The organism is Streptomyces sp. NPDC006368, from assembly GCF_040612535.1.
Classification (GTDB): domain Bacteria; phylum Actinomycetota; class Actinomycetes; order Streptomycetales; family Streptomycetaceae; genus Streptomyces.
This window is the reverse complement of the sequence record NZ_JBEXQK010000001.1, coordinates 239137-261337: the sequence shown is the minus strand read 5'-3', so window position 1 is coordinate 261337 and position 22201 is coordinate 239137. Positions and strand designations below refer to the sequence as shown.

The window sequence follows — 22201 nt, the reverse complement described above, 5'->3', positions numbered from 1 at the left end:
CCGAGGGCCACCCCATGGGCAGGGCGGCCAATATCAGGGAACGGCCAGGGTCGGCCCGGGTGCCGCGGGGGAACGCGGCCCGCCACCATGGAGGTATGACGCGCAAGACCCCCGCCTCGCCCCCTCCCGAGGACGCTTCCGGGGACGCTCCCGCGGCGCCCCGGGACGCGGCTTCCAACCCTGCCGCGGCTTCCGGTGACCCGGCTGCCGGCCACCACCTTGTGCCGCTGCGGCGGTCGCCGCGGCACAAGGTGGTGGCCGGGGTGTGCGGCGGGCTCGGCCGCCACTTCGACCTCGACCCGGTGATCTTCCGGGTCGCGCTCGGTGTGCTCGCCGTGACCGGCGGCCTCGGCCTGCTCTTCTACGGGTTCGTCTGGCTGGCGATCCCCGCGGAGGGCGAGGAGGAGAACGAGGCCCGGCGGCTGCTGGCGGGCCGCGTCGACGGCGCCTCGCTCACCGCCGTGCTCATGGCGCTCGTCGGCTGCGGGCTGTTCCTGTCCATGCTGGGCAGCAGTGGCACGATCACCTTCTCCATGCTGCTGGTCATAGCGGTGTGCGGCGCGGCCGTGTGGTCGCAGCGCCGCCGGATGGCCGTCGACGCCGAGGTGCCGCTCGATCCGGCGGCGGCGCACGCGGTGGCGGAGGCGCCACCCGAGACGAAGGCCCCGCCCCCGCCCGCGGCCCCGTCCTGGTGGCGGGACCCGATCATCAAGGACGGTACGACGGGGCCGATCGCGCTCGGCTACCTGTGGGGGCCGGCGGACGGCGTCGGCGCGGAGGACGCGGTGCTCCGCCGTCCGGTCAAGAGCGCCTGGGCGCCGCCCGCCGAGACCCGCGGCCCGCGCTCCATCGGCGGCATGGTCCTGCTGCTGGCCCTGGCGGCCGGGGCGTTCGGCACGGGCCTGTCCTGGGGTTCGCAGCCGCTGGGCGTCTGTCTGCAGACCGGGCTGGCGTGCGCGCTGGCCGTCTTCGGGCTCGGCCTTGCGGCCAGTTCCTTCCTCGGCCGGACCGGCTTCGGCACGATCCTCATGACGGTGGTCACGGCCCTGCTGCTGGCGGGCGCGTCCCTGGTCCCCCGGCAGATCGACACGGAGTGGATACGCACCGACTGGAGCCCGGCCACCGTCGCCGACGTACGGCCCCGGTACGAACTGGGCACCGGCGTCGCCACCCTCGACCTGTCCCGGCTGGCCGTGCCGCCCGGGCGGTCCGTGCGCACCGCCGCCGAGGTGGGCGCCGGCCGGCTGGCGGTCGTCGTACCGAAGGACGTGACCGTGACGCTGCGCGCCGAGGTGGGCCTGGGCGACCTGCGGCTGCCGGGCGACCCGGCGGGCGACGTCGACGTCGCGCCGGGCCGTGAGGCGACCCGTACGATCGCCCCGCCCCAGGGCGCTCTCCCGGCGGGCACCCTGGACCTCACGCTGGAGACGGCCCTCGGACAGGTGGAGGTCACGCGTGCTGCTTCATGAGTTCCGCCCCGGTCGGCTGATCGCGGGCGCCACCGGCCTGGCCATCGCCGCCGTGTACGCGGGCGACGCCGCCGGCTCCTGGGACGCGCCCTGGTACGCGGTGCTGCCGCTGCTGTCGGCGGGCCTGTTCCTGGCGGGCGCGGCGACCTGGGTCGGCTACCGGCTGCGCCGCCGCCGCGCGAGGGCGGCGTCGACGGAGAGCACGGACGCGCCGGCGAGCACCAGCGGCAGCCACGCCATCAGATAGGCGAGGTCATTGCCGTAGTAGTACGGGTCGGACTGCCAGCTCACGGTGAGCCACAGGCTCAGCGAGATGAGCGCCCCACCGGCGGCCGCGAGCCGCGCGAGCAGCCCGATGAGCGTCCCTACGCCGACGGCCAGCTCGCCGAAGGCGATCGCGTACCCGAACGCCTCGGGGTTCTTCAGGGCCTGGTCGACCAGCCAGGGCACGGCGGAGGAGTCGCGGACGGACCGCATGAGCTCCCCGAGCGAGCCGGTGCCGGACGCGGCCAGGAAGCGGTCGTCGGTGAGCTTGTCCAGACCCGCGTAGACGAAGGTCACACCGAGGAAGAGCCGCAGCGGGAGGAGGGCGTACCGCGACGCGACCGCCCTCCGGCCGCGACGCGGTTCGCCGCCGGCACCCCCGTGGCCCGCCGCCGTCCGATACCTGTGCCCGCCCATCGCCGGCCCGCCTCTCCACCACATGGCTGTCCCCGGAGCCGATGGTCCTCGGCCCCCACACAGAGGGATACGCGCCGCGTGGGAGCCCGGTTCAGCACATCGGCGCCCGCCCGGCGGTCCCGCCGAGCAGAATGCGCGTATGACCGACACCTCACCGCTCGTCGCGCTCCTCGGCCTCGAACCCCATATCGAGGGCGGCTGGTTCAGGGAGACCTGGAGGACGGCGGGCTCCACCACCCCCGACGGCTACCCGGGCCCGCGCCCCTACGCGACCGGCATCCACTTCCTGCTCCACCCCGGTGAGACGTCCCGCTGGCACCGGGTGCGCTCCGACGAGCTGTGGCTCTGGCACCGCGGCGGTCCGCTGCGGCTGTCCCTGGGCGGTACGGACGCGTCCCCGTCCGCCGAGCCCGAGCGACTGCTCCTCGGACCGGCGGTCGAGTCGGGTGAGCGGCCGCAGCTGCTGGTCCCGGCCGGCTGCTGGCAGTCGGCGGAGCCGGCCGGCGACGAACCCGTCCTGGTCTCCTGCGTCGTCGCGCCGGGCTTCCACTACGACGACTTCACGCTCGAAGCCGCCGCCCACGAGAAGTGAGCGACGGCTTCGGTCAGACGTGCGGGGGAATCACTTCCGCTCGGGGGTCACTCCCGCTCGGGGGTCACTCCCACTCGATGGTGCCCGGCGGCTTGCTCGTCACGTCGAGCACGACCCGGTTGACGTCCTTCACCTCGTTGGTGATCCGCGTCGAGATCTTCGCCAGTACGTCGTACGGCATCCGCGTCCAGTCCGCGGTCATCGCGTCCTCGGACGAGACGGGGCGCAGGACGATCGGGTGTCCGTACGTGCGCCCGTCACCCTGCACACCCACCGATCGCACATCGGCGAGCAGGACGACCGGGCACTGCCAGATCTGGCCGTCCAGACCGGCCGCGGTGAGCTCCTCGCGGGCGATCGCGTCGGCTTCGCGCAGCAGGTCCAGGCGTTCCTTGGTGACCTCGCCGACGATACGGATGCCGAGGCCCGGGCCCGGGAACGGCTGGCGCTGGACGATCTCCTCCGGCAGGCCGAGCTCCTGGCCGACCATCCGGACCTCGTCCTTGAACAGCTTGCGCAGCGGCTCGATCAGCTTGAACTCGAGGTCCTCGGGGAGCCCGCCCACGTTGTGGTGGGACTTGATGTTGGCGGTGCCGGTGCCGCCGCCCGACTCGACCACGTCCGGGTAGAGCGTGCCCTGGACGAGGAACTCGACCGGGTGGTCGCCCGGGGCCTCGGCCACGATCTCCGCCTGGGCCTGCTCGAAGACGCGGATGAACTCACGGCCGATGATCTTCCGCTTCTCCTCGGGGTCGGACACCCCGGCGAGCGCCTTGAGGAACCGCTCCTGCGCGTCGACGACCTTCAGCTGCACGCCGGTCGCGGCCACGAAGTCCTTCTCGACCTGCTCGGTCTCACCCTTGCGCATCAGGCCGTGGTCGACGTACACGCAGGTCAGCTGGGAGCCGATGGCCTTCTGGACGAGGGCTGCGGCCACCGCCGAGTCGACGCCGCCGGACAGACCGCAGATCGCGCGCTTCTCGCCGACCTGCGCGCGGATGGCCTCGATCTGCTCCTCGATCACGTTGCCGGTGGTCCAGTCGGGACGGAGGCCGGCGCCGCGGTAGAGGAAGTGCTCCAGGATCTGCTGGCCGTGCGTGGAGTGCATCACCTCGGGGTGGTACTGCACGCCGTACAGCTTCTTCTCGTCGTTCTCGAAGGCGGCGACCGGCACGACGTCCGTGGACGCGGTGACGGTGAAGCCCTCCGGCGCGGCGGAGCAGGCGTCGCCGTGGGACATCCACACCGGCTGCTCGGCCGGGGTGCCCTCGAAGAGGGTGGAGGACGTCTTGGAGACGTGCAGCGGCGTGCGGCCGTACTCGCGGGCGCCGGTGTTGTCGACGGTGCCGCCGAGGGCCGTGGCCATCAGCTGGAAGCCGTAGCACATGCCGAAGACGGGGACACCGGCCTCGAAGAGCTCACGGTCGATCCGCGGGGCGCCGTCCTCGTACACGGAGGAGGGACCACCGGACAGGATGATCGCCTTGGGGTTCCTGGCCAGCATCTCGGCCACCGGCATGGTGGACGGGACGATCTCGCTGTAGACCCGGGCCTCACGGACGCGACGGGCGATGAGCTGGGCGTACTGCGCGCCGAAGTCGACGACGAGTACGGCGTCGGGCGCGGCAGCGGGATTCGCTGATGACACTACGGCGGCCTTCCGGCGGGAGGAGTCTGTATATCCGATTCTACCGGCGCCCCGGACCGACGGTTCGTCTCACCATCCGAACCCGTCCTCGTCCGCTGGGCGGATGGTCCATACTGGCCGCATGCACAAGCTCTCGACCTTCGTCTTTACCTATGGCACCGGGCCCGTCCGGCTGCCATGGTCGTGCTGCTTGAGCCACTGACAAGCAACTTCCCAGGCGCCCCGGGCCGACAAGGCCCGGGGCGTCTGTCGTTTCCGGGCCATGCCGATCCGGGGCAACGCTCACCGCATGAGGAGCCCCGCCATGACCGCCACCGCCACCACCTCCGCCGCCACGGCCACGGCCACGGCCACCGAGAAGACCGGCGCCCGCACCGACGACGCCGCGCAGGTGATCACGGGCGCGCGCGAACGCATCGACGCGCTCGACGACCGCATCATCGGCCTCATCCAGGAACGCATGGCGGTCTCGGCCGTCATCCAGGAGGCGCGGATCTCCTCCGGCGGCCGACGCGTGAACCTGGCCCGCGAGATGGAGGTCCTGGCCCACTACAGGGCGGCCCTCGGCAGGCCGGGCACGTCGCTGGCGATGACGATGCTGGAGCTGTGCCGGGGCCGTATCTGAGTTCGGTCACCGTCTCACCCGTACGGCGCGTGACCGCACCGGCCCGGGCTTCGTTGGTCCGGTTGTCCGTGTCATCCAGGGGCGGGCCGAGAAAACCACGCGTGGCTCCGCTGGGGCGTGTGGCGTACCCGCTGGGTACGTCGTGGGACCTCGCTCCAGCGTGCGTGACCGGACGGCAGGGGACAGCAACCCGGTCACCCGAAAAGGCGGTCGGCTCCGGGGACGCCCGGAGCCGACCGCACAGGGGTCCGGACCGTCCCGTTCGCACCCCGCTTCCCCACCTCCACCCCCACCCCGCCACCGTGCGGCGCTCCCCCTCCCCCGGCGCCGCCACCTCCGGCACGGCGCACCCTGACGCCACTGCCGACGACACGCAAGGGCCCCGCGGTACGGGACTACCGCGGGGCCCTTGTGGTGCGCCCGGACGCCCGGGTCGGCCGGCCCGAGGGCGCGACGGTCGAACATGTGACGCAGGCCACATAAGTTTTCTGTGAGTGATCGTGCAACCAATCCCACTGGTCACAGGTCATGCATGCGAAACAACGGCCACACCCGTGATACCCCCACCTCGGGAGGCCCCCAGACTCCGTGCCGTGTGACGCGGCACGCCAGACCCTGAGGTCTCAATGAACCTTCGCCGCGCCATGGCGGTCGCCGCCGCGACCGCTGTCATCGCCCCTGCCGCCTTCCTGGCGGCTCCGGCCGCGTACGCGACGGAAGACAACACCACCGGCACGACCTCGTCCGGCACCACCGGAGACCAGAACACCACCACGCCGGACACGGACGCGGGCGCGGACACGGCGGACGACACGACGACGCCGGACACGACGACCCCGGACACGGCGGACGACACCAAGCCGGGCGCCGACACGAAGCCCGCGGACGACACCGTGAAGCCGGGCACCGACACCAAGCCCGCGGAGGACACGGCGAAGGAGGGCGACAAGCCCGCCAAGGACACGGCGAAGGAGGGCGACAAGCCCGCCAAGGCCGAGGACCAGGAGCCGGCCGAGGGCGAGGGTGCCGAGGAGTGCCCGACCAACGAGGACGGCATCGACCTCGACAACAAGCTGGAGCTCGGCCTGAAGGGCCTGCCCGGCAAAATCACCGCGGGCAGCGGCTGGCACGAGTTCACGCTGCGTGCCACCAACTCCTCCGACAAGGCGCTGGGCACCGTCCAGTGGGCGCTCTTCGTGGACAACTACTCGGAGAGCGACAAGGAGAAGGACTGGCTGAGCGAGTACGCCAAGATCCAGTTCAAGAACGAGCACGGTAAGTGGGAGTCGATGGCCGATCTCGTCGGCAACGGCGCCTACTTCGGTGAGACGAACCTGGGCGCCAAGGCCTACGTCGACCTTGAGCTGCGGCTGAACATCACCGCCAAGGCCCCGGCCGGCGAGGGCTACGCCCTGGGTCTCGGTGCCTACCTGGACGCCGACAAGAACTGCTACCACGCCGCCTACTCGGACTGGACGTTCGAGGTGCTGAAGGCGGGCAGCGGCAACGAGGAGCCGGGTGAGGCCAAGCCGGGCAAGGGTGAGAAGCCGGACAGCAACGACGGCGGCACCAAGCCGCAGGGCGAGGCCAAGCCCATCCCCGTCACCGGGAACCTCGCCGAGACCGGTTCTTCGTCGATGCTGCCGACCATCGGGATCGCCGGTGGCATCGCCATCGTCGCCGGTGCCGGTGTCGTCTTCGCGCTGAAGCGGCGTAACAGCGGTGCCACCGCGTAACACGCGTACCGCATAGAGCAAGAGAGGCGCTGCACTCGGAGGGGGGTGCAGCGCCTCTCTCATGGCGTCGTCAGGGTTTGGGCGGGACCGTCGGCATGCCCAGGAACGGGAGCCTCAGGGCGCCGAAGGCCTCCGCCGGGACCGTCGGGGACTTCGGTTCGACGGGGGTCAGGCGTTCGTACGCGGCGCCCTGGGCCGGGCGGGGATCGGCCTCGCCCTTGTTGGGCCAGAAGGACATGGCGCGTTCCGCCTGGGCGGTGATGGTGAGGGACGGGTTCACGCCGAGGTTCGCGGAGACGGCCGCGCCGTCGACGACCGAGATGCCCGGGTGGCCGTAGAGGCGGTGGTACGGGTCGATGACGCCCTCCTCCGCGGAGGCGCCGATCACGCAGCCGCCCAGGAAGTGGGCGGTGAGCGGGGTGCCCATGAGTTCGCCGACGTTCGAGCCGGCGAAGCCGTTGATCTCCTCGGCGAGCAGCGAGGCGGCGCGCGTGCCCTCGGCGATCTGCTTGGGGTTGGGGGCGCCGTGGCCCTGGCGGGCGGTCAGGAGGCCCTTTCCGAGTCCGTAGCGCTTGCGGTACGTGGTGAGGGAGTTGTCCAGGGACTGCATGACCAGGCCGATGATGGTCCGCTCCGACCAGCGGCGGTTGGAGAGGGAGCGCAGCGCCTGGACGGGGTGGCGGGCGACGTTGCCGAGCCAGGCCGCCACCCGGCGCTCGGCGTAGGGCACCTGGAGGATGGACAGGGACCCCATGGCGTTGGAGCCCTTGCCGTAGCGGACCGGTTCGATGTGGGTGTTGGCGTCCGGGTGGATGGACGAGGTGATGGCGACACCCCGCGTGAAGTCGGCGCGGCGGTGGCCGTGGCGCTTGCGGTAGCGGCGGTCGGTGGTCTGGGAGCCGACCAGCGCCTCGGAGTTGGTACGGGTCAGCTCGCCGAGGCGGGAGGAGACGCGGGGGAGCTTCCCCTCGTCCCTCATCCGGTGCAGCAGGGTCTGGGTGCCGTACGTGCCGGCCGCGATGACGACGTACCGGGCGCGCAGGGTGCGCGGCGTGGCCTTGCGGCGGCGGTGCGTGGGGACGGTGGTGACGAGGTAGCCGTCGCCGGACGGGGCGTCGGTGACGGCGGTGACCGTGGTCATGGGGTGGATGACGGCGCCGGCCTTCTCGGCGAGGTGGAGGTAGTTCTCGGTGAGGGTGTTCTTGGCGCCGTGCCGGCAGCCGGTCATGCACTCGCCGCACTCGGCGCAGGCGCGGCGGTCCGGTCCCGCGCCGCCGAAGTAGGGGTCGGGGACCTTCCCGCCGGGGCGCGCCTTCGCCGTACCGTCGGCGTCCTCGCCGTCGCCGAAGAAGACGCCGACGGGGGCGAGGTGGAAGGTGTCGCCGACGCCCATGGCCTGGGCCGCCGCCTTGAGGTGGATGTCGGAGGGCGTCATGGTCGGGTTGAGGCGGACGCCGAGCATGCGCTTGGCCTGGTCGTAGTACGGGGCCAGCTCCGCCTGCCAGTCGGTTATGGACGCCCACTGCTTGTCCTGGAAGAAGGGCGCGGGCGGTACGTAGAGGGTGTTGGCGTAGTTGAGGGAGCCGCCGCCCACCCCGGCGCCTGCCAGGACCATGACATTGCCGAGCAGGTGGATGCGCTGGATGCCGAAGAGACCGAGGGCGGGGGCCCACAGGTAGTTCTTCACGTCCCAGGAGTTCTTGGGGAGCGTCTCGGGGGTGAAGCGGCGGCCCGCCTCCAGGACGCCGACCCGGTAGCCCTTCTCGGTCAGGCGCAGGGCGGAGACCGAGCCGCCGAAGCCGGAGCCGACGACGATGACGTCGTAGTCGAGGGCCGGTTCGTCCGCGTTCCGGGCAGGGGGGACCTGGGGCATGGGCTCTCCTCGTGCCAAAAAGGTGGGGTGAAGGGGTGTCTAGCGGAAGCGCAGCGCCTTCATCAGCCGCAGGCTGCGGCTCATGAACTCCGCGTACTTCTCGTCGTCCATGCCGAAGGACGGTGCGAGCGGGATCAGCCGCTGCTGTGCCACCGTCTGGGCCTCGGTGTACTTGAGGATGCCCTCGGAGCCGTGGCGGCGTCCGAGCCCGGAGTCCTTCATGCCGCCCATCGGGGACTGGACGCTGCCGTACGCGGGGCCGTACCCCTCGTTGATGTTGACCGTGCCGGTGCGCAGGCGGGCGGCGACCGCGTGGCCGCGGCGGCCGTCCTTGGTCCAGACGCTGGCGTTGAGCCCGTACGCGGTGGCGTTGGCGCGTTCGATGACCTCGTCCTCGTCCGTGAAGCGGTAGAGGGAGACGACGGGGCCGAAGGTCTCCTCGGAGCAGACCGCCATGGGCTCCTGCACGCCGTCGAGGATGGTCGGCTCGTAGAAGAGCGGGCCGATGTCGGGGCGGGCGACGCCGCCCGCGACGAGCGTGGCGCCCTTGGCGACGGCCTCCTCGACGTGCCGGGTGACGGTTTGGAGCTGGCGTTCGCCGACGAGTGAGCCCATGTCGGCGCCGTACGCGAGGGAGTTGCCGAGCCGCATGGCCTTCGTACGGGTGGCGAAGCGGTCGATGAAGTCATCGGCGATCGACTCGTGGACGTACAAGCGCTCGATGGAGATGCACAGTTGGCCGGCGGAGGAGAAGCAGGCGCGGATGGCGCCCGCCGCGGCCTTCTCGACGTCCGCGTCGTGGAGGACCAGCATGGCGTTCTTGCCGCCCAGTTCGAGGGAGACGCCGACGAGCCGGGCCGCCGCGCCCTGGGCGACCTCGCGGCCGGTGCGGGTGGAGCCGGTGAAGGAGACGTAGTCGGCGTGCTTGACGACCTCGGGGCCGACGACCGGGCCGTCGCCGAGCACCACCTGGAAGACCTCGGCCGGCAGCCCCGCCTCGACGAGCAGGTCACGCGCCCACAGGGCGGTCAGCGCCGTCTCCGTGTCGGGCTTCATCACGACCGCGTTGCCCGAGACGAACGCGGGCAGCGCGTCGCCGACGGACAGCTCCAGGGGGTAGTTCCAGGGCGCGATCTGGCCGACGACACCGCGCGGCTGGCGCAGCTCGGTCACCTTGGTGAGGGCCGGTACGACGCCGGTGTGTCGCTTGGGCTTGAGGTACGCGGCGGCGCGGCGGCCGTAGTGGCGGGCCGCGACGGCGACGGCCTGCACCTCCTCGTGGGCGTGCAGCCGCGCCTTGCCGGTCTCCAGCTGGATCAGGTCGAGGACCTCGGCCTGCCGCTCCAGGACCAGGTCGTGGAAGCGGAGGAGGACGGCGGCGCGGGCACGGACGGGGGTGGCGGCCCACACGGGCTGGGCGACGCGGGCGCGCGCGAACGCCTCGGCGACGTCCTCGGGGGTCGACTCGGGGAGTTCCGCGAGCCGCTCCCCCGTGAAGGGGCTGTGGTTGGCGGTGCGTCCGGAACCGACGACTCCGCGGGTGAGCTGGGCGACCACTTCGGGTGTGACCACGTCGGCGGCGGTCCGCGCACCGGTCGGGGCGGGGGCCACCGGGTTCGTGCCGAGGGGCGTGGCGGGAGCCTGCGTGTCCGTCGTGGAGCCGGTCGTGTCCGTCATGGGGGCGAGGGTATGCGGAATGGGACCGCCGCGGTACCCGCCGGTAACAGCTTTTCGCCGGACCCTCACACCGCGCCAGTGATCACTGGCACATAAGCCCTGATCAGGTGTGGCGTACCCGGAAGGAATCCAGAACGGTGTCGAAGTGGCGCTTCAGCTCGTCCAGGCGCGGCACCGGCGCCGACACCCACACGTTGTACATCCGGCCGCCTTCGTCCCAGCAGATGTCGTACGACCGCCGGGGCCCCGGCCCGCCCGGGAATCCGTCCCAGGTGAACTCGCGGAGGGCGGCGGGCAGGCCGTTGTGCGTGGTGGGGGTCACCTTGGCGTCGCGGTAGCCGGGCGTGCTGCCCGGCCCGTCGGCGTCGGCGCGGCGCATGGCCGCCAGCGGGCCGCCGTCGACGGGCTGCCGGACCCGGATACCGATCCGGAACGCCCGGTCGGGCGACATGTAGTACACCCGCTTGTCGTCGCTGCTGCGGACGTACCCCGCGGGGACGATCAGTGAGAAGCCGCCGGGGTCGGACACGGCGCGGTACCCGGCCGGTACGGGGGCGGACTGCGCGGGAGCGGGCGCCGACGGGGCGGGGCGGGTGGGGCCGTGGCCGGAGGGGGCCGGCCCCGTCGGGGTGGGGCCCGCCGGCGTGGGGCTCGGCCCGTCCTGGGGTGTGGCGGTCACCGTGGTCACGGGCGGTGGGCCACTACCGCCGCCCTCGCCGGGGTCGTCGTGCAGCAGGAGCATGCCTGCCGCGCCCGCCCCGGCGAGGGCGGCGGCGACCACGGCGGCGGCGACCACGGGCGTACGGGCGGGACGGTGCGGGGTGCGGCCGGGCGCCGGCGTGATCGGGGCCGTGAGGTCCCCGGCCGGGGCGTACGGGGAGGGCGGGGCGGCGTGCGGGGGGTGGAGCCGGGTACGCGGGCGGCGGGACGCGGTGCGCGGGCCGGGCGCGGGCTCGTACCGTTCGTACAGCGGGGTCGTCCCCGTCACGACGTACGCCTCCAGCAGCCGCTCCGCCTCCGCCGCGCCCATCCTGCGCTCCGGGTCGCGCTCCAGCAGCCCGCGTACGACCGGAAGCAGCGGCCCGGCCGCCTCGGGCGGTCTGACCTCCTCCTCCACGACCGCGTGCAGCACCCCGCCCAACGAGTCGCGGTGGAACGGGGACTGGCCGGTCAGCGCCGCGCACAGCAGCGCCCCCAGCGACCACAGGTCGGTCTCCGGCCCCGCCTGAGCGCCCTGCATCCTCTCGGGCGCGGTGTACTCGGGGGAGCCGACGAACATGCCCCTCTCGGTGAGGGTCGTGGACCCGGCGAGCTGCGCGATGCCGAAGTCGGTGAGGACGACGCGCCCGGTGCCGTCCTCCAGCAGGACGTTCGCGGGTTTCAGGTCCCGGTGCAGCACCCCCAGGGCGTGCGCGGCGCGCAGCGCGCCCAGCAGCGCGAGCCCGATGCGCGCCGCCTCGGCGGCGTCGACCGGGCCGTGCACCGCGAGCAGTTCGGCGAGCGAGACGCCCTCGACGAGCTCCATCACGATGTACGGGGTGCCGTCCTCCTCGACCACGTCGTGGACGCAGATGACGTGCGGATGGTGCACGCGCGCCACGGCACGCGCCTCACGCAGCGAGGAGTGAGGGGTGGTGCCGGCGTCGACGTGGATCTCCTTGACGGCGACGCGGCGGCCGAGCAGCTCGTCGTACGCCTTCCAGACCGTGCCCATGCCGCCCCGGCCGAGCCGGGCCTCCAACCGGTAGCGACCGGCGACCCGCCGCTGCTGCCCAAGTCCGGACACGGCACATCCCCTCTGCTCGCGCCGAGGTCACTCCTCGGCGGGACGCCAGCCGCGCAGCACGATGTCGAACTGCTCCCGTGTGGTGGCCCAGTCCTCGGCGGGAGACGACATGTACAGCGCGTACTCGGTTCCGTCGTCCGCGAAATACACCTGGTCGATGGCGTGTCGCTCCCCCGGGTTGTTCTTGGTCTCCGCCCAGGTGAACTCCCACAGACAGGATTCCAGTTGATCACGGAACGTGTTCGTCCGCAGCTGCTTCCGTGCATACTGCGGCAGCCGTTTCCGCAAACCTTTCTCGATGTCGCGCATGTGCGTGCACGGGCTTTCGAAGTCCGGTGAGGGATCGACGCTGATCCGGATGTGGTGGCGGCCGTTGTCCGGGGTGTAGTCGATCTGGTTGCCATCCATGCGGCGCTCCCACCCCACGGGCACGAAAAGGCTGAAACCCTCCGGGTCCTTGACGCGTTCCCAGCCGTCCGGGACGACCGCGACGCCGTGCGCGGAGGAGGAGGAGGAGGGCGACGCCGCGCGCGCCCCGCCGTCCGCGTACCGCATCACGGCGAAGCCCGCCGCGCTGCCGACGACGGCGGCGAGGACGACGACGAGGGCTGCCGCACGCCAGCGGCGGCCCATGGGCCCGTCCGGGGGCGCGGGGGCGGTCGTGGTGGGCCGGTCGGCCTCCACCTGCCAAGCGCGCGCTCCTGGTGCCTCCGGTGCCTTTGATGCCCTGAGCGACTCCGGCGCTGCCTGGGCGCGGTTCCGGCGGTCGTGCGGGGGGTGCGGGTCGCGCTCGTCGCGCGGGCGGGGCAGGGACTTCGTCGCGGCCGTACGGTCGGCCTCGTCGACGCGCTGCGTGGGGACGTACGCCTGGGCGGAGGCGGGCGTACGCCCCTCCATGGCCTCCAGCAGCATGTGTTCGGCCTCGACCGCGTCCGGACGGTCGGCGGGGTCCTTGCGCAGCAGCGCGGTGATGACGGGCGCGAGCGGACCGGCGTGCTCGGCGGGCGACGGCTCCTCGGTGACCACGGCCTGCATGGTGCTGATCGGGGACGTACGGCGGAAGGGTGACGTGCCCTCGACGGCCGTGTACAGCGTGGCGCCCAGCGACCACAGGTCGGAGGCCGGTCCGGGGGAACCGCCCCGGACCCGCTCGGGCGCCAGATAGTCGATGGAGCCGACGAGTTCCCCGGTCCGGGTGATGGTGGAGTCGCCCTCGATGGCGGCGATACCGAAGTCGGTGAGCAGCACGCGGCCGTCGCGGGCCAGCAGCACGTTGCCGGGCTTGACGTCACGGTGCAGCACTCCGGCGGCGTGCGCGGCGCGCAGGGCGCTCAGCACGTGCAGGCCGATGCGGGCCGCTTCCCGCGCCTCGATACGGCGGTTTTCGGCCTCCTTGGCGGCGTCCGCGAGGGAGGGCCCGTCGACGTACTGCATCACGATCCAGGGGCGGGCGTCGTGCTCCAGCACGTCGTGGACGGTGACGACGCCGGGGTGGGTGATGCGGGCGGCGGCGCGCGCCTCCTTCTGCGTACGGGCGTGCAGGACGCTCCGGTCCGCCTCGGAGACGTACTTACCCGCCGTCAACTCCTTGACCGCCACGATCCGGTGCAGCACCTCGTCATGGGCCCGCCATACCTTGCCCATGCCGCCGCGACCGATGGTTTCGGCCAGTCGGTAGCGCCCGGCCAGCACCTGACCCGCGCCCGTGTCCTCAGAATGTTCCACTTGCCCCCGCCCGTTGCTTCACCCGGCCAAGGTTACGGAGGGTGGTGGCCGGGGCGGAACCTCGGGGCCGTCACGGAGACCGCACTGTGATGCGGCACAGGGCGGTGGGGGCGGGGGTTCAGCGGGTCGCGCGGTAGGCGGTGACGGCCTGCTGGTAGATCTCGGTGACCTTGTCGCGCCGGTCGTCCGGGCCGATGACCTGGATGACGTGGTAGCGGTCGCCGATGATGAGGGCGAGGTTGCGGACGTACACCTCACGGCCGTTGCTGTCCTGCCAGGTGAACTGGCCCTCCGCCATGGCCTGGCGGCCGACGTCGATGCGGCGCATGCCCGTGACGGACGCCCAGGAGGAGTCACGCCAGGGCTGGAGCTCGCGCTCCTTGCCCCGCTGGTACTCCAGGGGATCGCTGCCGTTGGCCCGGACGGTGTCGCGGCCGGGGACGACGATCAGGGTGTAGTCACCACCGGCGTAGCGGACCTGGCCGACGTCGTTGATGGGGCTGCGGCGCCACGACTTGTCCACGGCGATCCGGAAGCCCTCCGGGTCGTCACGCACGGTGTACCCGGCGGCGACCACGGGTGGCGTGGGGGTGACGGTGTTGGGGGACGGGGCCGGGGTGGTGGGGGTCGGGGCGGTGCCGGACGGGTCGCCGCTGGTGGGCGGGTTCCCGCTGGTGGGCTGCGCGCTGCGCCGGGGCGCGCTCGCGCCGCCCTGCGGCTCGGACTCGGGCAGGAACAGCATGGCGTACGCGATGGCGGCGGCCAGCGCCAGCAGGATCACGAGCAGCAGGAGACGGCCCAGTGCCCGAGGGCTGCCGGAGCCGGTACGGGCGGGCCTGGCCGGTCCGGCACGCTCGCGGCGGTGGCGGGGGCGGCCGTGGGCCCGGCCGGGGGAGCCGGCGCGGCGCTTGCGCACGAGCTCGCCGCGGCGGCGCACGACGGGCAGGCGGGTCTCGTCGACGGACGGCATCGGGACGACCGCGAGACCCGCCTCCGGCTCGGGCGCGGACCGGATGAGGGAGCGCAGCCAGCCGCGCAGCTCCTCGAAGTCCGGGCGCTCCGTGGGGTCCTGGCGCAGCAACGACTCGACGACCGGGCGCAGGGGGCCGCACTCCTCGGCGAACGCGGGCGGCTCGGCGCACACCATCTGGACCAGCTCGGCGGCGCTCTCCTCGGGGTACGGGGCGTGGCCCTGGACCGCGCGGTAGAGCAGCGCGCCGAGGGCCCACAGGTCGGTGGCGGGCCCGATCGGTGGCGCAAGCTGCCAGGTGTCGTGGACGGGGCCCGCCTGTTCGGGCGCCCACCGCTCCGTCACGGCGCCGACGACGGCGATCCGGGCCTGGCGGGCGCGCTCGGCGGCCAGCGGGGTGGAGGGGCCCCGGTACGCGGCGGGCGGGCGGCTGCCCGCGACGGCCTCGTCCCAGTGTCCGGCGGTCCGCGGGGTGGCGTCGGGGGTGCGCTCGGAGGCGGGCCGGGGCACGCGCGTGTGGCGCCGGGTGTCGGCGCTCAGGGCGGCGGGGAAGGTGGGGTCGGGGCGGCGGGCGGCACCGCCCGGGCCCCCGGCCGCGCCTCCGCCGCCTGCCGGGACATGACCGGATCCCTGGCCGGGTCCGTCGTGCCAGGTGCCGGTCAGCAGGGCGCGCGGCGCCTCACCGCCGTGGTCGTCCTCGTGGAAGCCGTCGTCGAAACCGTCGTGGGAGTCGCCGACGTGATCGTCGTCCTCGTCGCCGTACAGGGTGTCATGGGCGCCGGCGACGGGCAGCCGGCTCCGGTCGGGCTCGTACCCGGGTGGCAGGGTCCCGCCGGGCGGCAGCGCCGCGGCGGCACCGGCCTCGTCGGCTCGGGCGGCGGCGCGCGCCCCGGCCCGGTACGCGGCGATGGCCCCGGACCTGACGGCTTGTGTCCGCAACGCGGGCGGCTCGTCCGGAGCCGTACGGAACGCCTGCTCGGGCACCCTGGGCGGCGAGGCCGGGGCGGGCGGCGCGGGCGGCGACGGCTCGGGGTGTGCGGAGGGTGAGGGCTCGTAGGGCGGCGAGGGGCCGTCCTCGTCGTCCGGCGGCGGCACCGGCGCGTACCCGCACAGCGCCTCCTCCGCCACGCCGGCCGCGAGGCCGGTCAGCACGACGCGCCCGTCGTCGCAGACGAGCACCGTGCGGGCGGTGATGTTGCGGTGGGTCCATCCGTGCGCGTGCAGGGCGCGCAGCGCCGTGAGTACGTCCGAGCCGATCTCGGCCGCCCGGTAGGGGTTCAGGGGCCGCTCGGCGAGCAGCGCCGCCAGGGGCCGGGCGGCGATCAGTTCACTCACTATCCAGAGCGATCCCGCCTCCGCGAACACGTCGAAGACCTGGTCGAGCCGCGGGTGGTCGGGGATTTGCGCCGCTGCCTGGGCGGCCTCGACGGCTCGCCGTACGGCCGGGTCGGCGGGCCGGCGGGTGGTCCGGCCGGACGCTCCGCGTGACGCCCCGGGGCTGCCCGGGGAACCGGCCGTACGCCCTGCCGCGGCCCCGTCGGAGTCGAGCACTTCGGCGTCGACGACCTCCGGCAGCGGCAGTTGCCGGACCAGGACCTCCTGCCCGCTGTACGTGTCAAAGGCGCGCGTCTCGACGAGTTCGTACTCCTCCGAGGGCGGCAAGGGCAGGCGGTAGCGGTCGGCGAGCACCCTTCCCGCGTAGTCGTCCACGACGCCTCCCCACGAGCACGCTGTCCCCCCGGTTCCGCGGGACGTCCGAAACCGTCAATTCCGCTGGGGACCCGTACCGTTCCTCACCGTTCCCGCTTCGTACGGTCCACGAACTCTCACGATACGTGCCCCGGTCAGTCCTTGGGCGTGAACGTCGCGAACGCCGTCTTCCGCAGCGTCACGCACTCCGCGCCGTTCCACTCGGACGACTTGCAGGTGATCATGATCGCGTAGCCGCGCCCGGCGTCGACCTTGAAACCCCTGTTGAGCACCCGTACCCGCTGACCGCCCTCATTGCGCTCGAACTCCCAGTCGGCGACGGTCGGGTAGCCGTTGTAGTCGACCTTCTTGATGCCGTGGTGCTGGTAGCCGTTGCTGGACGCCGACACCGCGCCGACCGCGGCGGCCCAGGCGGCGACGGCGTCGTCCTTCGGGCTGCTGCCGAAGTCGACCTGGATGCGCGGGTACCCGCCGTTGGCGCTGAATATCCCGCCGGAGTTCTGTCCCGCTATGCGGGTCAGGCGGAAGTTCGACGGCATGGCCATGGAGAAGTGGAACCGGTCGTTGGTGACGACCGTGTACCCGGCCGGGAGCACCGCCCCCGTGTCCGGTGTCCCGGACGGCTTTCCGCTGCCGCCGTCCTGCTGCCCGGTGGTGCCCTGGCCCCCCTGGTTGCCGGTGCCGGGCTGCTCGGTGCCCTGGTCGCCGTCGGGCTGGTCGCCGCTGCCGCCGGTGGAGTCGGTGGCACCGGCGGACGCCGTCCTGTCGCCGCCCTGGGGGCGGTCCTGCCCGTTGGTGCCCGGCTCGTCGTCACCGCTCAGCGCGAAGGCCAGGACGGCGACGAGAACCACGACGACGGCCACCGCGATGAGGACGAGCGTGCGGCGCGGTACCACATCGGTGAGCGGTGCCCGCACCGGCGCCTGGGGCCCGGCCGCCGTCTGCGGCTTGGGCTTCGGGTCGGGCCTGGCAGCGGCGTTCCGCACCGAGCGCAGCGCGCCGCGCATCCGCTCCGCCGCCGCGTCGGCCGTCTCCTTGGCCTTCTCGGTGGGGGCCGGGGGCAGCGGCACCACGCGCGTCGCCTCCGGCGACGGCTCGGGCACCGGCGGCGCGACGGCCGGCTCCGGCGCGTGGATGACGTCGTTGAGCAGCGCCCGCGCGCCGGCCTCGTCGAGCCGCTTCTCCGGGTTCTTGTGCAGCAGGCCGTAGATGACCTCCCCGAGCGGACCCGCGTTCCTCGGCGGGTCGAGCTGCTCGGTCATCACGGCGGTCAGCGTCGCGATGGCGGAGCCCTTGTCGTACGGCGGACAGCCCTCCACGCACGCGTAGAGCAGGCCCCCCAGCGACCACATGTCCGCGGCCGGGCCGGGCTTGTGGCCCCGGGCCCGCTCCGGGGAGATGTACGAGGGGGCGCCGACGAGCATGCCCGTCGAGGTGATGGACGGGTCTCCTTCGACCTGGGCGATGCCGAAGTCGGTGAGCACCACGCGGCCGTCCTCCGCGATGAGCACGTTGGACGGCTTCACGTCGCGGTGCAGGATGCCCTCGCGGTGCGCGGAGCGCAGGACGTCGAGGATGGCGAGACCGACCTCGGCGGCGCGCCTGGGGGTGAGCACGCCGTCCTGGCGGATGACGTCGGCGAGGGACTTGCCCTCGATGAGCTCCATGACGATCCAGGGGCGGTCGTCCTCGTCGACCACGTCGTAGACCGTCACGGCGCCGTTGTTGCGGATCCGGGCGATCGCCTTGGCCTCGCGGAGGGTGCGCGTGATGAGGCGGCGCTTCTCCTCCTCGTCGATGCTGTTGGGGAAGCGCAGCTCCTTGACGGCGACGGTACGGCCCAGCGTCTCGTCGACGGCCCGCCAGACGGTACCCATGCCGCCCCGCCCGAGCACCCCGCCCAGGCGGTAGCGCCCGGCGAGCAGCCGGCCCTCGGCCGTCCCCCGCGCCGGCGTCGCCGCGCCGGCCCTGCCGCCCGCGGCGGCGGACGGGCCGCCCGAGCGGGCACCGGGTACGGCGGCCTTCGGGGCACCGCCCGCGGCACCGGACGTGCGCAGATCGGGCTTTGCCGGTTCCGCGCCGCCGCTCGCGGCGGCCCCGGAGCCCGGCGCGGGGCTCTTGGCCGCGCCGGACGAACCGGCCGCCGAACCGGCCGCCGAACCCGCCGATGAACCGGCCGCCGAACCCGCCGACCGGGCGCCGGGCACGGCGCCCTTGGGCGCACCGGACACCCCGGACGGCCCGGAGGGCGCAGCCGCCCCGGCATCGTCCGCCGCAACCGGCGCGCCCGGGGCCTTTGAACGGGCGCCGGGGACCGTGCCCCGTGCACCCGACGCGGCGTCACCCTTCACGTCGTCCGCTCCGGTGGCCTCGTCCTGCTCCACGCCCCGCTTCACGTCCCGCTCGCCGCCCGACTCCACGGCCGCACCCTCGCCCGTTCCGATACCCGGCTCCCCGTCCGACCGGTCGCCCGGCTTCCTGTCCGGCTGACCGGCCGAGCCGTCACCCGGCTTCGCATCCTGGTCGCCGCCCGACCGGGCACCCGGCTGGGCACCCGTCCCGGCGGCCGGCTCCACACCCGGCCCCGCATCCGATTCGACGCCCGACTTCGCTGCGTCCCGCTGAGGTTCTCGCGCGGCGTCCCGCGACTGCTCCGCTTCCGACATGCGTCCCCTCTGCGATCCCTGATTCTCGCCCGCGCCTGCCGCTCCCCGCGCGATGCGGTAACCCGCCCTGGAAGAACGTCCATTGTCCCTCACTCCGGGACCGGCGGTTCTCCCGGGTCCATCGTGCGTCAGGATGGCCGCCGAGGAAGGGACCCGCACCATGTCAACACCCCTGTGGCGACTCGCCGTCACGCTGGTCACGGTCCTGCTCGGACTGGGCGCGCGCACCCTGTCCGACGTACCGGAACCGGCCCCTCCGGTGACCGCCCAGTCCTCACCGGATCCCTCCTCGCCCGGTCCGTCCTCACCGGATCCCTCCTCGCCCGGTCCGTCCTCACCGGTCCCGTCCCCGGAACTGGCCCGGCTGGTGACCCGGGGTCACGCACCGGCCGCCGCGCTGCTCGCCGGCTCACCCACCTCCTCCCGCTTCCTGTCCACCGGCCCGGGCATCGGCCGTGCCGATCACTTCCGCGCGGGCAGCATCACCAAGACGTTCATCGCGACGGTCGTCCTGCAGCTCGACGCGGAGGGCCGGCTGGACCTGGACGACCCGGTGCGCCGCCATCTGCCCGGTCTGCTGCCCGGCCCGTCCGGGCACCGCATCACACTGCGCACCCTGCTCACGCACACCAGTGGCCTCCCCGACTACACGACGGCCGCTCACGGCATCCCCGCGCCGCGCCTGCCGATCAGCCCGGTGGCCGCCGTCCGCAGCGCCCTGGCCCATCCGCTCCGCCCGCCCGGCTCGTACGCGTACTCCAACACCAACTACGCCGTGCTCGGCCTGGTCGTCGAGCAGGTCACCGGCCACTCCTACGCCGCCGAGGTCGGACATCGCATCATCACCCCCCTCCGCCTCACCGGTACCTCCTTCCCGGGCGCCCGCACCGACCTGCCCGCCCCGCACGGCCGCGCGTACGACGCGGACGGCCGCGACGTCACGGCTCTCGACCCGCGCACCGCGGGCGCGGCCGGCGAGCTGATCAGCACGCTCGCCGATCTGAACCGCTTCTACGCCGCCCTGCTCGGCGGCCGTCTCCTCCCCCCGGCCCAGCTGCGCGAGCTGCTCGACACCCGCCCCGCCCATGGCACCTACGGCATGGGCATCTACCCCCGCAGACTGTCCTGCGGCACCGTCGTGTGGGGCCACAACGGGCACATCACCGGCAGCTACGTCCGCGCAGCCGCCACCGCCGACGGCCGACGCGCCCTCACGTTCCGCGTGAACACGGACACCCTGGCCGACGGCACGCTCACGGCCCTCGAACCGGCGCTTCTCGACGCGGAGTTCTGCGGGGCGTCGCCGGCCGCGGCGGGAGGGGCTAGCTCGGGAGGCTAGATCGGCACGATGTCCGGGGCGCCGAGCCGTGCCGCGTCCGCCGTGAGGTCGTCCGGCTGCCGCTGCGACTCGCGTTCCGCCTCCACCCGCTTCTCGTAGTGCTCCACCTCCTTCTCGATGTGGCTCCGGTCCCAGCCCAGCACCGGCGCCATCAGTTCGGCGCACTCGCGGGCGCTGCGCGTGCCCCGGTCGAAGGTCTCGATCGAGATGCGGGTCCGCCGCGTCAGTACGTCGTCCAGGTGGAGCGCGCCCTCGTGGGACGCCGCGTAGACGATCTCGGCGCGCAGGTAGTCGTCGGCCGCGGCCAGGGGCTCACCGAGGCCCGCGTCGGCCGCGACGAGCTCCAGCACCTCCTCCGCCATCGACCCGTACCGGTTCAACAGGTGCTCGACACGCACCACGTGAAGGCCCGTCCGCGCCGCGATGCGCGCGCGGGCGTTCCACAGCGCGCGGTATCCCTCGGCGCCGACCAGCGGCACCTCCTCGGTGACGCAGGCCGCGACCCGTGTGTCGAGCCCGTGCACCGCCTCGTCCACCGCGTCCTTGGCCATCACCCGGTACGTCGTGTACTTGCCGCCCGCCACCACGACCAGGCCCGGCACGGGGTGGGCCACGGTGTGTTCGCGGGAGAGCTTGCTCGTGGCGTCGGACTCCCCGGCCAGCAGCGGCCGGAGGCCGGCGTACACGCCCTCCACGTCGTCCCGGGTGAGCGGCACGGCGAGCACGCTGTTCACGTGTTCCAGCAGATAGTCGATGTCCGCGCTGGACGCCGCCGGGTGGGCCTTGTCCAGATCCCAGTCGGTGTCCGTGGTGCCCACGATCCAGTGGCGGCCCCACGGGATCACGAACAGGACCGACTTCTCCGTGCGCAGGATCAGTCCGGTGTTCGAGTGAATCCGGTCCTTGGGCACCACCAGATGGATGCCCTTCGACGCCCGCACATGGAACTGGCCCCGCTCCCCGATCAGCGCCTGGGTGTCGTCCGTCCACACCCCCGTCGCGTTGACGACCTGCTTGGCCCGGACCTCGTACTCCCCGCCCCCTTCGACATCCTGCACCCTGGCGCCGACGACGCGTTCGCCCTCGCGCAGGAAGCCGATCACCCGCGCCCGGTTGGCGACCCGCGCGCCGTAGCTCGCCGCCGTCCGGACCAGCGTCGCCACGTACCGCGCGTCGTCCATCTGGGCGTCGTAGTACTGCAAGGCGCCGACCAGCGCGTCCCTCCGCAGCGCCGGAGCCACCCGCAGCGCCTTCCGCCGCGACAGGTGCCGGTGCATGGGCAGTCCGCGGCCGTGCCCCGAGGACACGGACATGGCGTCGTACAGCGCGACGCCGGAGCCGGCGTAGAACCGCTCCCAGCCCTTGTGCTGGAGCGGGTAGAGGAACGGCACCGGCTTGACCAGGTGCGGCGCCAGCCGCTCCAGCAGCAGCCCGCGTTCCTTCAGGGCCTCCCGCACGAGCGCGAAGTCCAGCATCTCCAGATAGCGCAGCCCGCCGTGGATCAGCTTGCTGGAGCGGCTGGACGTGCCGGACGCCCAGTCACGTGCCTCCACCAGTCCGGTGGCGAGCCCTCGGGTCGCCGCGTCGAGGGCGGTTCCGGCGCCGACCACTCCGCCGCCCACCACCAGCACGTCCAGTTCACGCTCGGCCATCGCCGCGAGCGCCTCGGCGCGCTCCGCGGGTCCCAGTGTCGCTGTCCTCACC

General features: G+C 73.3%; 15 protein-coding genes. 6 read left to right on the top strand and 9 right to left on the bottom strand.

All coding sequences use genetic code 11. The features are described 5' to 3' along the window. The first annotated feature begins 95 nt into the window (after positions 1 to 95). Together ABZZ38_RS01315 and ABZZ38_RS01310 are read left to right on the top strand one after the other, a co-directional pair. On the top strand, positions 96 to 1469 hold the full coding sequence (locus tag ABZZ38_RS01315; RefSeq protein WP_356734435.1) for a PspC domain-containing protein: 1374 nt from the start codon (positions 96 to 98) through the stop codon (positions 1467 to 1469). Further along, positions 1456 to 1716: a hypothetical protein gene (locus ABZZ38_RS01310; protein ID WP_356734433.1), complete on the top strand. Its 261-nt coding sequence runs from the start codon at positions 1456 to 1458 to the stop codon at positions 1714 to 1716. Before ABZZ38_RS01315 ends, ABZZ38_RS01310 begins: the two co-directional genes overlap by 14 nt. On the opposite strand, the gene ABZZ38_RS01305 is transcribed toward ABZZ38_RS01310, so the two are convergent. Next, positions 1626 to 2150 (bottom strand): DoxX family membrane protein, encoded by a 525-nt coding sequence (locus ABZZ38_RS01305; protein WP_356734431.1) that lies wholly within the window; start codon positions 2148 to 2150, stop codon positions 1626 to 1628. The genes ABZZ38_RS01310 and ABZZ38_RS01305 overlap by 91 nt on opposite strands. A 139-nt stretch (positions 2151 to 2289) precedes the next feature. On the opposite strand from ABZZ38_RS01305, the gene ABZZ38_RS01300 reads away from it, so the two are divergent. Next, positions 2290 to 2742: a cupin domain-containing protein gene (locus ABZZ38_RS01300; RefSeq protein ID WP_356734429.1), complete on the top strand. Its 453-nt coding sequence runs from the start codon at positions 2290 to 2292 to the stop codon at positions 2740 to 2742. 64 nt (positions 2743 to 2806) lie between these two features. Here the strand turns inward: ABZZ38_RS01300 and guaA are convergent, their stop codons facing one another. Then, positions 2807 to 4390 (bottom strand): glutamine-hydrolyzing GMP synthase, encoded by a 1584-nt coding sequence (gene guaA, locus ABZZ38_RS01295; protein WP_356734427.1) that lies wholly within the window; start codon positions 4388 to 4390, stop codon positions 2807 to 2809. A 304-nt stretch (positions 4391 to 4694) separates the two neighbouring features. Here guaA and ABZZ38_RS01290 point away from each other — a divergent pair, with 304 nt between their 5' ends. Both ABZZ38_RS01290 and ABZZ38_RS01285 read left to right on the top strand, forming a co-directional pair. Then, complete coding sequence (locus ABZZ38_RS01290; protein ID WP_356734425.1) at positions 4695 to 5015, top strand: chorismate mutase; 321 nt, start codon at positions 4695 to 4697, stop codon at positions 5013 to 5015. 626 nt (positions 5016 to 5641) lie between these two features. After that, positions 5642 to 6751, top strand: a complete 1110-nt coding sequence (locus ABZZ38_RS01285) for an LPXTG cell wall anchor domain-containing protein (protein ID WP_356734423.1) — start codon at positions 5642 to 5644, stop codon at positions 6749 to 6751. Between the two features lie 70 nt (positions 6752 to 6821). Here ABZZ38_RS01285 and ABZZ38_RS01280 read toward each other — a convergent pair whose 3' ends face one another. The 6 genes from ABZZ38_RS01280 to ABZZ38_RS01255 form a co-directional block, all read right to left on the bottom strand. Next, positions 6822 to 8624 carry a GMC family oxidoreductase gene (locus ABZZ38_RS01280; RefSeq protein ID WP_356734422.1) on the bottom strand — a complete coding sequence of 601 codons (1803 nt, stop codon included), beginning with the start codon at positions 8622 to 8624 and terminating at the stop codon, positions 6822 to 6824. Positions 8625 to 8663: 39 nt separating this feature from the next. Next, positions 8664 to 10301 carry a succinic semialdehyde dehydrogenase gene (locus tag ABZZ38_RS01275; RefSeq protein ID WP_356734421.1) on the bottom strand — a complete coding sequence of 546 codons (1638 nt, stop codon included), beginning with the start codon at positions 10299 to 10301 and terminating at the stop codon, positions 8664 to 8666. 103 nt (positions 10302 to 10404) lie between these two features. Continuing rightward, positions 10405 to 12087, bottom strand: a complete 1683-nt coding sequence (locus tag ABZZ38_RS01270) for a serine/threonine-protein kinase (protein ID WP_356734420.1) — start codon at positions 12085 to 12087, stop codon at positions 10405 to 10407. A gap of 27 nt (positions 12088 to 12114) precedes the next feature. After that, positions 12115 to 13812, bottom strand: coding sequence for a protein kinase (locus tag ABZZ38_RS01265; protein ID WP_356734419.1), 1698 nt, complete (start codon positions 13810 to 13812; stop codon positions 12115 to 12117). 118 nt (positions 13813 to 13930) lie between these two features. After that, positions 13931 to 16492 carry a protein kinase gene (locus ABZZ38_RS01260; protein WP_356734418.1) on the bottom strand — a complete coding sequence of 854 codons (2562 nt, stop codon included), beginning with the start codon at positions 16490 to 16492 and terminating at the stop codon, positions 13931 to 13933. A 134-nt stretch (positions 16493 to 16626) separates the two neighbouring features. Continuing rightward, positions 16627 to 19158 carry a serine/threonine-protein kinase gene (locus tag ABZZ38_RS01255; protein ID WP_356734417.1) on the bottom strand — a complete coding sequence of 844 codons (2532 nt, stop codon included), beginning with the start codon at positions 19156 to 19158 and terminating at the stop codon, positions 16627 to 16629. Positions 19159 to 19318: 160 nt separating this feature from the next. Here ABZZ38_RS01255 and ABZZ38_RS01250 point away from each other — a divergent pair, with 160 nt between their 5' ends. Then, the gene (locus ABZZ38_RS01250) at positions 19319 to 20497 is read left to right on the top strand and encodes a serine hydrolase domain-containing protein (RefSeq protein ID WP_356734416.1); all 1179 of its coding nucleotides are present in this window, start codon (positions 19319 to 19321) and stop codon (positions 20495 to 20497) included. On the opposite strand, the gene ABZZ38_RS01245 is transcribed toward ABZZ38_RS01250, so the two are convergent. Beyond that, positions 20494 to 22200: a glycerol-3-phosphate dehydrogenase/oxidase gene (locus ABZZ38_RS01245; RefSeq protein WP_356734415.1), complete on the bottom strand. Its 1707-nt coding sequence runs from the start codon at positions 22198 to 22200 to the stop codon at positions 20494 to 20496. The two genes, ABZZ38_RS01250 and ABZZ38_RS01245, sit on opposite strands and share 4 nt — an antisense overlap. Between the last annotated feature and the right edge of the window lies 1 nt (position 22201).

What these genes read in the sequence shown, in the direction of transcription:
- ABZZ38_RS01275 (WP_356734421.1), bottom strand. Translation starts at nt 10,301, where the DNA reads ATGACGGACACGACCGGCTCCACGACGGACACGCAGGCTCCCGCCACG.
- ABZZ38_RS01280 (WP_356734422.1), bottom strand. Translation starts at nt 8,624, where the DNA reads ATGCCCCAGGTCCCCCCTGCCCGGAACGCGGACGAACCGGCCCTCGAC.
- ABZZ38_RS01290 (WP_356734425.1), top strand. Translation starts at nt 4,695, where the DNA reads ATGACCGCCACCGCCACCACCTCCGCCGCCACGGCCACGGCCACGGCC.
- ABZZ38_RS01300 (WP_356734429.1), top strand. Translation starts at nt 2,290, where the DNA reads ATGACCGACACCTCACCGCTCGTCGCGCTCCTCGGCCTCGAACCCCAT.
- ABZZ38_RS01250 (WP_356734416.1), top strand. Translation starts at nt 19,319, where the DNA reads ATGTCAACACCCCTGTGGCGACTCGCCGTCACGCTGGTCACGGTCCTG.
- ABZZ38_RS01255 (WP_356734417.1), bottom strand. Translation starts at nt 19,158, where the DNA reads ATGTCGGAAGCGGAGCAGTCGCGGGACGCCGCGCGAGAACCTCAGCGG.
- ABZZ38_RS01305 (WP_356734431.1), bottom strand. Translation starts at nt 2,150, where the DNA reads ATGGGCGGGCACAGGTATCGGACGGCGGCGGGCCACGGGGGTGCCGGC.
- ABZZ38_RS01285 (WP_356734423.1), top strand. Translation starts at nt 5,642, where the DNA reads ATGAACCTTCGCCGCGCCATGGCGGTCGCCGCCGCGACCGCTGTCATC.
- ABZZ38_RS01315 (WP_356734435.1), top strand. Translation starts at nt 96, where the DNA reads ATGACGCGCAAGACCCCCGCCTCGCCCCCTCCCGAGGACGCTTCCGGG.